Below are 14,259 nucleotides of genomic sequence, written 5' to 3' on the forward strand. Positions count from 1 at the left end.
GTCCTTCTAAGTCACGGAAACTTCTATATTTAATCTTTAAAATTTGGTGTCTTGTAGTTTTTCCGCACCACAGCCAACCTCATCTTTAATAAATTCAGCATTTTTACAAAATTGTGCGAGTTCCGTTTTAATAAAATGTAGTACGGTGTCTTTTTCAACTTCAGGATAAAGCATGTGAACATTTGCTCCGGCATCCAACGTAAAGCACACCTGGCTGTTTGTATTGTTGCGAAATTTCCAAATACGGTTAATGATTTCCAACGTGTTGGGTTTCATTAAAATAAAATAAGGCATAGAAGTAAGCATCATGGCATGCAGCGATAACGCTTCGCTTTCTACAATTTTAACAAATTGTGAAATATCGCCATTTTTAAAAACCGAAATCAGTTTTGATAAATTATCTTTCGCTTGCCTAAAACGTTGCACAGCAAAGGGATGCTCCACCATTAAATTATGGCCAAGAGTACTACTTACCTGTTTTTCGCCCTTATCTACCAATAAAATAGTGTCTTGGTAGTTTTTAAAATTTTCGTGAACTTTAAATGGAAATTTTGTACCGAAATAATTACTACTTCCATTAATTTCAGGATGTTCTCCCCACACTATTAAAGGACCTTCAATACTTCTACAAGCACTTCCAGACCCCAAACGCGCCAAAAATGAAGCTTTTTCAATGAAGTAATCTTTAGGTATATCGGGTTGCATTTGCCGTTCCATATCCATTAAACACAAAGCCAAAGCGCTCATCCCGCTAGCAGAAGAAGCTATACCACTACTGTGCGGAAAACTGTTGGCAGTTTCAATTTTAAATTGAAAATCCTTCAAAAACGGTAAATAGGCCTCTACTCTTTCGAAGAATTTTAAAATTTTTGGTTCGAATGATATTTCTCTATGTCCATCCAGATAAACTTCAAAATCAAATCCGTTAGAATCCTTCTTTTTAAAAGAAAGTATTGTTTTGGTATTGCAGTTTTTTAAAGTAAAACTAACGGAAGCATTCATGGGCAACTGCTCACCATATTTACCCCAATATTTCACCAAAGCAATATTGCTAGGTGCTTGATATGAAACGGTTCCGGAAGATAAAGAGTTGTTGTAGTTACAAACAATAAATTTGTGTTGTGGCATATTGCAATGGGGATAAAGCACAAATGTAGCGAAAAAAACAATTCATGAAAATGATGACATTTTTAAAACAATCCCGATGTACCTATATAATCCCAAAACCAAATAGTATGAAACGATTTTTATTTTTCTCGATTTTAGGTATTTTTTGCTTGACAATTTCAGCACAGACAAAAACATGGGTGGGACCTTCTGGCGGCAACTTTAATGTAGATGGCAATTGGGATCCATTTGGTGTACCAAGTTCAACTCATGATGTTATAATTCCCACAGGAAGTGTTATGACTTTTAATGCTTCAGCAAATATTAAATCTTTTGATTTTCAAGGAAATGCAATGGTTACAATAGAACATAATATTTCCACGTCCTCTGTTTCTTCTATCTCAACCAATGTGATTGTTACTTGGACCACTGGACAGTTAAGTGGGAATGGCACAATTAATAACCTTGGAATAGTTAATATAGTTGAAGGCCCTTCATCCTCTCAAACACTTAGGGACCAATTGATTCTGAACAATGAAGGAACAATCAATTTTAATGACTCTGGACTCTTTAAAATGGGTTACGGAACTCCAACACTTAACAACTTACCTACGGGAATTCTCAATCTAAATACAGACACATCAATTGTAGGAGGTAATAGTCAGTGGGGATCTATCGTAAACACAGGTTTAATAAAAAGAGCACAGGGAACAGGTGTTTTTGAAATAAATGCTCCATTACTAAATAACAATGGAACTATTTTAGTGGAAAGCGGAACCTTGCAATTTACTAAAGAAAATACCGTGCTAACCGATGGTACTTATAATGTAGCGACCAATGGTACTCTGGAATGGAGCATTGGAATTAACCCAGGAATAATCTGCGAAGGCACTCTTAGCGGGCAACTGGACGGGCCCATAAATTGGAACAGAAAGTTAAGTGTTGCAACAGGAACGGAAGCCATTTTCGATTTTGATGGGCCAGCTGGTGTTAATTGGTTCCAAGGAGACCTTCAAGATGATGGCACTCTTACCAATCTTGGAATACTTAATATAGTAGATGGTGGTCAAAGCACAGCCATCAGGGACCAAATAACCCTAAACAATGAAGGAACTATAAATATTAATGAATCTGGTCAAGTTAAATTAGGATATGGTAATCCAAGCTTGAACAATCTTCCCACAGGAGTTATCAACTTAAATTCTGATGGTTTAATTGTAGGAGGCAATAGTCAGTGGGGAACTATCGTAAACACAGGTTTAATAAAAAGAGCACAGGGAACAGGTGTTTTTGAAATAAATGCTCCATTATTAAATAACAATGGAACTATTTTAGTGGAAAGCGGAACTTTGCAATTTACTAAAGAAAATACCGTACTGACCGATGGTATTTATAATGTAGCGACCAACGGTATTCTGGAATGGCACATTGGAAGTAACCCTGGAATAATCTGTGAAGGCACCCTTAGCGGGCAACTGGCCGGGCCCATAAATTGGAACAGAAAGCTAAGTGTTGCAACAGGAACGGAAGCCATTTTCGATTTTGATGGACCAGCTGGTGTTAATTGGTTCCAGGGAGACCTTCAAGACAATGGCACTCTTTATAATCTTGGGATACTTAATATAGCAGACGGTGGTCAAAGCACAGCCATCAGAGACCAAATAACCTTAAACAATGAAGGAACTATAAATGTAAATGAATCTGGTCAAGTTAAATTAGGGTATGGTAATCCAACCTTGAACAATCTGCCCACAGGAGTTATCAATTTAAACACAAATGGTTCAATTGTAGGAGGCAATAGTGAGTGGGGAACCATTGTAAATACAGGGATTATAAAGAGAGCACAAGAAGCAGGAACTTTCAACATACAAAGCAATGTAAACAATACAGGGTCAGGGAAAATCATTGCCGAAACTGGCAATTTAGAGTTTAGTAGATCCTTACAAGGTGATGGTATTTTAATGGGAAATGGATCGGTACAACTTGGAAGTAACATTATTTTTGAAGGCACCCTTTCGCCAGGTGGCTACCCCGGAACTTTAACCCATATTAACGATTATGCCTCATCAACCAATGCGATCTTAGCCATTGAAATATACGGACCAAACGCTGGCTCTCAATTTGATGTATATGATGTCCAGGGAGATGCCATTTTAGAAGGCACTATTCTCGTAGACTTAAACTACGAAGCAAATTTAAATGATGAATTTGTAATTCTTACGGCAAACGACATTACAACTTGTAACCTACCGGCAAGCGTTACTGCACATCACGACGGCCATAATTATACTTTTGATGTAATCTGCAACCCAAATGATGTTACGCTAAAAGTAAGCAACATTGTTTTGGGAACCGAAGAAAATTCTCTGAGCAATCTAACCCTGTTTCCAAACCCTTCAAATGGGCAATTCATTATAAACCTTGGTCAGGAATATACAAATGTTTCTGTGCAAATTACAAACATGCTCGGGCAACTTATATCTGAAGAAAATTACACTTCGGCAAAAACAATAGAACAGCAGATAAATGCTTCGGCAGGCATGTATTTCGTAAAAGTGAGCACAGCTAAAGAAGGATCCAACACTTTAAGGATTATAAAACAGTAGATCGTTCAATAGCTTTTAGGTTGGACATCAGCCGGAATGCCCCTGAAAAATGGGGCATTTTTTATTGCCAATTATACATCTTATATCTTTCAGCGAAGCGGTCTTACGTCCTAAATCCATTTCTTTTTGATGACCTTTTAAACAATTATCGTTATGGTATTGAAACGCCAATTGGCTTGAGGTTTAATAGCTGTCAATTAAAATTAAAAATAGGACAAATTTCAAATTGAAAAAGAAAGTTTAAAATCGTATATTTCCATAGATTTCTATGGAAGATACACTCACTCAAGGAAAATTTAAACTATTGGATGCTTTCTTAAATAATGAGGAGGCAACAATACGTGAATTTTATATTGCCGAATATCCGAAAACAAAATATTACATCCTTAAAAATGGAGGCACTATAGATAATGCCAAAGATGTTTTTCAGGAAGCTTATTTTGTTTGTTGGAAAAAACTGAGCTCGCGAAAGTTTCAGCCAAAAAACGAAAAAGAGATAGAAGCATATCTATTTACAATAGCCAGAAACAAATGGATAGACCAAACAAGAACTGTAGCTAAAAGAAAAACAACTTCAATAAACGATAAAATGTATCAACTAGCAGCAGATGACACACCAGCGAGTGAACTGAACAAAAAGGACATGCAACTAACTATAACATTGGCTGCTTTTGAAAACCTTGGCCAAGGATGTAAAGATTTGCTCACGCAGTTTTATTTCCACAAAATGTCTTTACGGAATATTGCGGAAAATCTAAATATTGAAGAAGCCTCGGCTAAAAACAAAAAATACAGGTGCATTCAAAAATTAAAGGAATTGGCACTTGGCAAAAACTAGTACCTAAAAAGTAAAATGAAAAAATGAAATCCCCAATTGAAATAAACTCGTTAGAATGGGACATAATAGAAACGTATCTGGACCAAAATAATGTTTCAGAAGAAGCACTATTGTCAGATAAAAAACTCAACCAAATTTCAAACCTATCCGAAAAAATAGCACACGTAAAACAAGTAAGAATAGAGATTGAAGACAGTATCCGCCAATCGAAAATCAAGGAATTTCACGAGCACATTTCAGCTGATCAAAAAGGTTTATACATACAAAAAGGTGCAGCAAAAAAAACGAAATCAACGACAATATGGTATTCTATTGCCGCGGTATTGGTCGTATTATTTGGAATATTTTGGTTATTGCAAAACACCAATTCTCCAGAAAAAATATTTGCAGCTCATTTTGAAGCAGACCCTGGTTTGCGAACAGTAATGGGCACGACAAACAACTATAGTTTTTACGAAGGAATGATAGTTTATAAACGCGAAGAATACAAAGAAGCTATTAATTGGTGGCAAAAGCTGCTCCCCGAAAAAGCAAACAATGACACTCTAAATTACTTTTTAGGAGTGGCCTATTTAGCCGAAGGAAATGCTGAAAAATCATTAGACTATTTAGAACCTTCCAGTAAATTCAATGAAGGTATTTTTAAAGAAGATGCCGCATATTACACAGCATTGGCAAAAATAAAATTAGGACAAATGGAAGCAGCAAAACAACTGTTAAAACAGCATCCTTCTGAAAGAAATAACAAGTTACTAAAGGCTCTAAACAAATAAACAGAGCCTTAAATACAACTCATATAATTACAACCCTGGACTTTGGTCTGTGGCAATGAAAAAACAGCTGTAATAATATAATCGTACAAGAACACGATTATAAACTGTGCGCACTATTTCCGATAACATTAACTAAAATTGTATGGTATTTAAATACAACAATTTTTTACTTTTAATCCTGACCGCTTTTTTAGTTTTCTCCCAAAAGAGCTTCGGTCAAGACACAGATTTATCTGGCATTAAATTAATAGACGGTTATCTATTAAACAATCAATTAAAAGAGGCAGATATTGCACTACATACGCAAATTGAAAATTTTAAACAGGCCAAACAAATAGATTCTTTGGCGCAATACACAGTATATGTGGGGAAGGTTGCGTTCTTAAAAAGCAACCCAAATAATGCAGCCAAAAAAGCCGATGCATTTTTTAAAAACCTAATAACACTGGGAGCATCCAAACGCGCCCAGCATAAAGCACTGTACGGGCTTTCTCAACTTTATGAGGAATTGGGAAACATCACCGAATCTTTCAATGCTGCTGAAAAATCACTAAATACAATACGATCAGTCCCCAATGCAACGCACAACGAAATTGGCGAGGCATACTATGCGTTAACGTATTCCTATTACATATCCGGAAAATTTTTAGACGCCAACAAACAGGCTAAAAAAGCACTTTCAGAATTAAAAAAATCCGAGATAAAGAACTATAAAAAAATCTCCGACGTCAACAATTTTTTTGGCATTATGATGTGGCGGTCCCAAAAATTAGACAGTGCGCAATACTTCTTTGAAAACGCTATCAAAACCTTACAAAAAATACAGGGCGATTCGGTTTATAAAGTGTATTCCTCCTCAGGCATTAAATTGAATATGGCCCTGGTAATGGAAGCTCGTGGCAATATTTCTGAATCCATACAAACACTGGAAAGGCTCATTCAAGATTGCAATTTTGTTATAAATGAATCAAAAGATGTTCGTGTTGTTTCGCGCAGTAAACGTTTAAAATGGACCGGTATTTCAAACCTCGGTTCGCTTTATACTAATATTGGCCACGTAAATAGAGCCAATAAACTTATGGCGTACATTTACAATAATCGTGATCAATTATACCTCCCAGGCGACCCAGAAATTCCACGTGCGCTTATATTGTTAGCCCAATCGCAAATGGCATTAAAGGAAACAGGCAGCGCTGTTGTTTCCTTAGAAAAAGCACTCGCCATCTACGAGACCGATTCCAGTCCGGATGTATATTGGCAAGCTATTGCAATTGCCAATCTTGCAAGTTGTTACGACCTAAAGGGCGAAATTGAAAAGGCGGAAAAATCATACAGCGATGCCGAAAAATTATACAAAATCGCCCTAGGAGAAAACCTAGACGATACCTACTTAGGTTTTGCACAGGATAAAAGCTTGTTTTTGGCGAAAAACGGTAAAGATGAAGCAGCATTAACCACTTCTTTAAACGCCTATAAGTATTTAAAAAAGAACGGAGGCGAAAACAATAGCGACCTCATTGCTCATACTCTAAACCTTTCAGAAGTGTATTATACTATTGGCGACTTCGCAAAAGCCGCCGAATGGAGCCAAAAAGGAATAGATTATATTGATGCCCGCACTCAAAACAAAAGTACCCGTTTAGATGTATTAAAATTGACCTACCGCAAACCATTGTTGATTTTAGCGAAATCAGAAGCACTTTACGCACAAAACACTTCCAAAGATTCTATTTTTCTCAAAAGTCTTTTGAAAAATTTGGGCGATGCCTTCAAAATTCTTGAGGAACAGAAAGCCCTGATTTCAAAAGACGATAATGTAAATGTGCTGTATTCAAATTTTTTGGGGCTTTACAATTTCACAAAACAGCTGTATTATGATTTATACACCCAAACCGACAATAAAAAATACCTTACAAAGCTTATTGAAACTCACGAAAACAGTGTTTATTACACCATCCGCTCCAAGTTGATGCTTCAAGATAAAATCAATTTTGCAGATGTTCCGCAAGCTGTTATAAAAAGGGAAAGCGAGTTAAAAAATGAAGCCGTTAACCTCAGCGCTTTAAGTGAAGATTCATCTTCGTCATTTCAAAATTATCTCGACGCGAGTACTATTTATAATTTGTTTTTAGATTCTTTGAAAACAGCCTATCCCAAATATTACCAAATGAAGTATGCCACATTGGATGCTTCACTTAAAGATTTACAAAAATATATTCCCGCCAACACTACTATAATTCGCTATTTGTTTATCGAAAAAAATTTGTACGGAATTGTTTTGGATAGCAAAAACCGAAGTATTCTTCCCCTAAAATACAAATCTGTAAAAAATCATATTGAAAAGTTAAGCGATCCAAAAGTAACTTTTGAAGTAGAATCCAACTTGCTTTATGAACTTTATCAGCAATTGTGGAAACCTTTGAGCAACCGTATTAGTAATGAAAAAATAGTTGTTATTCCAGATGGTCCATTATTCAACTTAAGTTTTGAAACCCTAACGCCTTCAAAAATAAAAAGCTATAAAGAACTTGCCACTACTAGTTTGCTGGCGAGCTATTCCATTTCGTACAACTTTAGTCTATTGCTTTTAAACGAAGACAAAAAGCCCAAAATGTTTTCTGAAAATTTTGTTGCCTTTGCTCCTGGTTTCACTAAAAAAATGAAAAGCGAATACAAAATCGCCATTACAGATTCGGTAAATAGCGACATTGCCTACCTTACTTTGCTATCGCAACCAAGTAGTGTAGAATTGGCCGAGAATTACTCTAAAATTTTTGATGGGCAATCGTTTATAAATGAAAATTCAACCAAGCAAATTTTTAAAGCCAATGCTGGCGATCACAAAATAATTCACATTGGCACACATGCAGAAAGCAACAACGTAAGTCCTGAGTTTTCCCGGCTTATTTTTGCGAAAAAATACGCGCGCGATAACAGCTACGACGAAAATTCATTGTACACTTATGAAATTTACAACACAAACCTAAACTCAAATTTAGCTATCCTAACGGCCTGCGAAACTGGAAAACCTACGTACCAGCCCGGTGAGGGAATGATTTCTTTGGCACACGCCTTCAACTATGCCGGTAGCGAAAGCATCTTGACCAGTCTTTGGCAAATTGATGAAGAAAGCAGCGTGAAGATTATTCAAAATTTTTACGAAAATCTCGCCGAAGGAATGGCAAAAGATGAAGCTTTGAGACAAGCAAAACTAAACTACATTGCAACTGCCAAAGGCCGCACCGTATCGCCCCAATATTGGGCAGGCATGGTCTTGATTGGTGACACTGCTCCCATTCAATTACAACACAATTTCAATCCTATTTGGTGGTGGGTTTTAGGATTTTTATTAATAGGTGTCTTCATTATTTTTCTTCTCAAAAGAAAGAAAATAAACAAAGCATAATCCAACTACTCCCCGACTACTTTCTAGTGTTTTTTTTTAAGATTCAAATCTCAGGTCACGGATCCTCCTATCTTTTCTTTTTCTGAACTTCCTCTTTTATCTATTTTCTTTCATCTTTTCTCTAGAATAAGTGATGACCTTTTTAAACACCATCGTTAAAAGAATAGAAACTTGTCACAGAAATACTTCGCCAAGTTTCAAAATCTATTTTAATTAACACTAAACCAGATATTATGAAACGACTTTTATTTTTTTCAGTATTAAGCATTTTTTGTTTTACTGCTTCTGCGCAAAATTGGGTGCAATTGGGTAACGATATAAATGGTAAAGCCCCCGGTGATGACTTTGGTCGCTGGGCTTCCCTTAGTGCCGATGGCAATACAGTCGCTGGGGGAGCGCAATATAATGACGACGCAGGAAACGACGCAGGCCAGGTTCGAGTGTTTAGCTACAATGGCACCGTTTGGTCTCAAAAAGGAGCAGACATTGATGGTGAAGCTGCAGATGACCACAGTAGCAGGGTCAGTCTGAGCGCAGACGGCAATACCCTTGCTGTTGGCGCCCCATATAACGATAATACGGGAAATGGTTCTGGAAATGTGAGAGTTTTTTCTTTTGATGGTGCAAACTGGGTCCAGCTCGGGGCAACTATTCCAAGTGAAACCGCAAATGATCAAAGTGGTGGAGCGGTGAGCATGAGTGCAGATGGCACCAGAGTGGCAATTGGATCAATTGATCATCGTTCCCAAGGTATAAACACAGGACAGGTGCGGGTTTTTGGCTGGAACGGAAATGCGTGGGTAAAACTAGGTTCAAACATAAATGGGGAGGCAATGGAAGATCAATTTGGATATTCCGTAAAATTAAGCGCAGATGGAAACACATTTGTTGCAGGTGCCCTATATGCTGATCCTGTAAGCAATGGTAATGGAGAAATTAGCGTCTACGAATTTAATGGGACCGAATGGATTGCAAAAGGAGATGATATTCCAGGCGAGCAAACCAATGGTAATTTTGGTTTATCTGTGGATATTAGCGCAGATGGCAACACAATAATTTCCGCAGAAAGTGAATTTAAAAGTAACAGTGGAGATCGGATAGGAAGAGCCAGAGTTTTTTCTTGGAATGGTACTTCGTGGGTTCAAAAGGGGTCCAGCATTGATGGCATGGGAGATTTTGATAAAATTGGGATAAGAGTTGCCATAAACAACCCTGGAAATATTATTGCCATAAAAGGTTTATTAGGCCCCGGAGGCGCTACCACGCTGGATGGGAATACCCGAATTTTTAAATTTAATGGAACAGATTGGGTGCAATTTGGCCAAACCATTTACGGACAAGTTGGAGACAATAGTGGCTTTGGTCTAGAATTCAGCAATACTGGAGATACAATAAGCATTGGATTCCCTCAGAGTGATGCCAACGGTCAAGATTCTGGACAGGTGAGGGTGTATAAATTTGACCAACCATTGAGTGTTATTGAAACTAATCAGGAATTCGGCATGCTTTACCCAAATCCCACCACTGGCAATTTCACGATTGATTTAGGCAAAGAACATGCAAATGTAACAGTACAGATTTACAATATACTCGGGCAACAAATCTCTTCAGAAAAATACGCTTCTGCAAAAATAATATCAAAAGAAATCACAGGTTCCATAGGAGTTTATTTTGTAAGAATAAGCACTGTCAATGAAGGATCGAAGACCTTAAGAATTATAAAAGAATAGATTGCTCAATGGGTGTCTAGTTTAATATATAAATAATAATACTAAATCTAAAAGCCATGAAAAACACAATTATATTTCTTTGTTTCCTATTTTCATTACAATTGATAGCTCAAGGACCTATACCAAGAGCTGAAGTTAACTTAGACGAAGTATATACGCAATACGGTCTGAGTGGAGAAGGTGTTCTAATTGTTATGATTGATCGGGGTATTAACTATACACATCCAGATTTTATTGATGAAAATGGTAATACGAGGCTTGCCTATATCTACGACATGGTTGATCCAACGGGAGCAAATGACCCCAACAACCCCTATGGAGTGGGCACCATCCATAATCACGACGCCATCAATACAGCACTGATAAATAATGATCCGCTGCTCTCAACAGATAGATTTGGTCATGGCACGGCAACCACCGGAATTATTTGTGGCAATGGTAGTGGCACTACAGACGGCCAATTTCATGGAGTAGCTCCAAAAGCTACTATTATTAGTATAAAAATCACTCACGATTATTTTCCTCCTTTTAATGGCCAGCCTGGGCAAGATGCTTTTTGGGATCCATCCTACATAGCTATTGCATTGCAATTTGCGTCAGATAAAATAGCCGAACTCGGACTCCCCGCTGTAACCTTAATGAATATAGGTTCAATAGGTGGCCCAACGGACGGAAGTAGCACGTATAGCAGAGCTATTGATCAATATGTGCAAAGTGGCCATACATTTGTTTGTGGAATAGGTGACGATGGCGGACGAGATAATCACGCTTCAGGTACTATTTCACAGGATCAGACCATTGAGCTTTTAGTAAATAAAACAATTGCAGGTAATTTACGCTCTGATCTTTGGTATAGTGAAAATGACCGTTTTACAGTAAGTTTTCAAAGACCTAATGGAACGGTAGAAGGTCCTTTTGCGGCTCCTAATGGCCCTAATGATGCTGTGGATCAGAACTTGGGAGATATTTTTATGTACCATCGAGGGAAAAATCAGGAATTTTGGGGATCTGACGCCAACAGAAGAGAGTTAATGGTGGATTTTACTGGAACAGGTACTTACAAAATAATTCTTCAAGGTGCAACGATAACTGATGGTGGCGAATTCCACAGTACATTAAATCCCTCTAATTTTGCTCTTAACAACAGATTCCTCTCCTATGTAGTGCACGGCTACAGCATTAATGATTATGCCAGTGCCACATTGAACATTGTACCCACAGACTATGTGATAAACGATGGATGGTATGATTTAGATGGAGTATTTCGACACTTTACAGGACAGGGCGATCCTGGAGAATTATGGATCGGCTCTAGTGGAGGGCCTACACAGGATGGAAGATTAGCTCCAGATTTTGCAGCACCGGGAGAAATCGCGTTTTGTGCCTACAGTCCCGATACGTACTATAGCCGGTCTAACAGTACACTTGTTCAAGGCGGGAACGGGCTTTATGGAATCCAAAACGCGGTAAGTGCCGCAGCACCGCTTTCCACAGGGATTATGGCATTGATGCTAGAAGTAAATCCTAATCTTACCCCTGGGCAAATAAAAACCATATTGCGCAATTCCTGTAGAGAGGATTCCTTTACTGGGTCTGTTCCCAACAATACGTGGGGGTATGGAAAAATTGACGCACTTCTTGCCATTCAAAATACAATTAGTTTGGGTATAGACCATATTGACAATAAAGCATTTGTCATTTATCCAAACCCTTCTAAAGGCAGTTTTACGATTGATTTGGGCAAAGAATATACAGATGTAACAGTACAGATTTATAATATGCTCGGGCAACTTATATCTGAAGAAAATTACACTTCGGCAAAAACAATAGAAAAGCAGATAAATGCTTCGGCAGGCATGTATTTTATAAAAGTGAGCACAGCTAAAGAAGGATCAAACACTTTAAGGATTATAAAACAGTAACTTTCTGGAAATATCCAACACAACAAAAGAGCCTCCTTAACGAGAGGTTTCTTTTGTTGATAGCAATTTTTTAACACAATCTAAAAATCAGGGCGACGCTCAAAAGCATAAAAACTCGTATCTTCACAAAAGTTTAAATTAATCCGTAAATTCCATAAAAAGATAATCACAATGAAAAACTTAATAACCCTTTTCGCCTTCATCCTTCTCGCTGCCAACGCGCAAAGTCAAACACTTTCCCAAAAAGAAATTACAGGTACTTGGCTTGTGCAAAGTGTTGAAAACAGCAGCAGCAATCCAAAAATGGCAGCAGCTATGGCAAATGCTGTTATTAATTTATATGCCGATAACAGTTTTGAGATAAAGGAAAAAGAACCGGGCGGAACGGCTTATTCATACACTACCACTACGCATAAAAACGCTACTTGGAATTACAACGCGAGCACGCAAACCATAACTACTACCCGTTCAAAAATTACTTTTAAAGTTTCTAAAAATGGCGAAAAAGTGTTTTTTACAGATGAAAATAGCGGTTTAAAATTTGAAGTTGTAAAGCCCATTTAACCGCAAAACCACAAAATGCAACTTGCAATAATTGTGTGTTTTTAAACTATTAGTATAAATTAAATATCTGCCGCCTCTGTAACAATCTGATAGAAATAGCGTTATATAGTTTCATCAATCTTCAAAATTTATGTTACAACGTTTTTTTATCTTCTGCTCTGGCGCAGATACAGCCATCCTTGATGAATGCTCGCCCGGTGAGCGCACAAAATACGCCGGCATTGGCGCAACTGTTTTCTTTACCGCCATTATGGCTACCATAGCTGGTGCTTATGCACTTTACACCGTTTTTGATAATTATTATTCGGCTATTTTCTTCGGAATTATCTGGGGGTTATTAATTTTTAATCTCGACAGGTTTATCGTTTCCACAATTAAAAAAAGAAACAACTTTTTTGACGAATTAATACAAGCTTCGCCTCGAATAGCCTTAGCAATCATTATAGCAATTGTTATTTCGAAGCCTTTGGAAATGAAGATTTTTGAAAAGGAAATCAATCAAGTTTTACTTACCGAAAAAAATGAAATGACCCTCGCCAATAAAGATCAATTGGCATTACAGTTTACGCCTTCGGTCACGGCATTAGAAGGTGAAATAGCAACATTAAAAAACGAAATAACCAAAAAAGAAGCCGAAGTAAACGCGCTTTACGAAACCTATATTGCCGAAGCCGAAGGGCGCAAAGGCACAGAACTTATTGGAAAAGGCCCTGTTTACAAAGAAAAACGCGAAAAACACGACGCAGAACTTGCAGCATTAGTCGAATTAAAGAAAACAAACGCAGAAAAAATAGCCGCTGCCGAAGCGAAAATAGCCAATCTCGCAACCCAATATCAAACAAAAGTTGCAAACACCCAACCCATAATTGAAGGATTTGATGGTTTGATGGCACGAGTAAATGCATTGGATAAACTGCCGTTATTGCCTTCCCTCTTTATCTTTTTATTGTTTTTAGCGATTGAAACTTCGCCTATTTTGGCAAAACTTTTATCGCCAAAAGGCGCCTACGACTTAAAGCTGGAAGAACAGGAAAGCGCCTTAAAATCATGGGTAACCCAACAACAGGCACAGCGCGATATACTCGTTACTACCGATCGCGAAATTAATAATAGGGTTTACGCTGATATTGCCGAAGAACAGGAACTCTACGATTACAAACGAAAAAAAGCCCGCGAACTTATGCAAATGCAGGCAGACGCGTTTTACACGAAACAAAAAAGCATTCTATAATTTTAATTAGCCCAATGTAAAGGACGAAGTTTTAACGCAAAGTTTAATTTCGTCCTTCTCATTTTCAGTATTATTGTTAGTT

9 protein-coding genes are annotated in these 14,259 nt (G+C 37.6%); 8 read left to right on the forward strand and 1 reads right to left on the reverse strand.

Features of this window, described 5'->3' with window-relative positions:
* Nucleotides 1–36 precede the first annotated feature (36 nt).
* Nucleotides 37–1,128 (reverse strand): diphosphomevalonate decarboxylase, encoded by a 1,092-nt coding sequence (locus QCQ61_RS02945; RefSeq protein ID WP_279449223.1) that lies wholly within the window; start codon nt 1,126–1,128, stop codon nt 37–39.
* Nucleotides 1,129–1,235: 107 nt separating this feature from the next.
* On the opposite strand from QCQ61_RS02945, the gene QCQ61_RS02950 reads away from it, so the two are divergent.
* The 8 genes from QCQ61_RS02950 (at nt 1,236) to QCQ61_RS02985 (ending at nt 14,177) form a co-directional block, all read left to right on the forward strand.
* On the forward strand, nt 1,236–3,713 hold the full coding sequence (locus tag QCQ61_RS02950) for a T9SS type A sorting domain-containing protein (RefSeq protein ID WP_279449224.1): 2,478 nt from the start codon (nt 1,236–1,238) through the stop codon (nt 3,711–3,713).
* 268 nt (nt 3,714–3,981) lie between these two features.
* Complete coding sequence (locus QCQ61_RS02955) at nt 3,982–4,551, forward strand: RNA polymerase sigma factor (RefSeq protein WP_279449225.1); 570 nt, start codon at nt 3,982–3,984, stop codon at nt 4,549–4,551.
* 23 nt (nt 4,552–4,574) lie between these two features.
* Nucleotides 4,575–5,324: a tetratricopeptide repeat protein gene (locus QCQ61_RS02960; RefSeq protein WP_279449226.1), complete on the forward strand. Its 750-nt coding sequence runs from the start codon at nt 4,575–4,577 to the stop codon at nt 5,322–5,324.
* 142 nt (nt 5,325–5,466) lie between these two features.
* A complete protein-coding gene (locus tag QCQ61_RS02965) occupies nt 5,467–8,730 on the forward strand; it encodes a CHAT domain-containing protein (RefSeq protein ID WP_279449227.1) in 3,264 nt (1,087 codons plus the stop codon).
* 233 nt (nt 8,731–8,963) lie between these two features.
* Nucleotides 8,964–10,460, forward strand: a complete 1,497-nt coding sequence (locus QCQ61_RS02970) for a T9SS type A sorting domain-containing protein (protein WP_279449228.1) — start codon at nt 8,964–8,966, stop codon at nt 10,458–10,460.
* Between the two features lie 56 nt (nt 10,461–10,516).
* Nucleotides 10,517–12,382, forward strand: coding sequence for a S8 family peptidase (locus tag QCQ61_RS02975; RefSeq protein ID WP_279449229.1), 1,866 nt, complete (start codon nt 10,517–10,519; stop codon nt 12,380–12,382).
* Nucleotides 12,383–12,553: 171 nt separating this feature from the next.
* Complete coding sequence (locus QCQ61_RS02980; protein ID WP_279449230.1) at nt 12,554–12,946, forward strand: DUF2147 domain-containing protein; 393 nt, start codon at nt 12,554–12,556, stop codon at nt 12,944–12,946.
* Nucleotides 12,947–13,076: 130 nt separating this feature from the next.
* Complete coding sequence (locus QCQ61_RS02985) at nt 13,077–14,177, forward strand: DUF4407 domain-containing protein (protein ID WP_279449231.1); 1,101 nt, start codon at nt 13,077–13,079, stop codon at nt 14,175–14,177.
* Nucleotides 14,178–14,259: the final 82 nt, after the last annotated feature.

It is taken from the genome of Aequorivita marisscotiae, from assembly GCF_029814825.1.
In the GTDB taxonomy this organism is placed as follows: Bacteria; Bacteroidota; Bacteroidia; order Flavobacteriales; family Flavobacteriaceae; genus Aequorivita; species Aequorivita marisscotiae.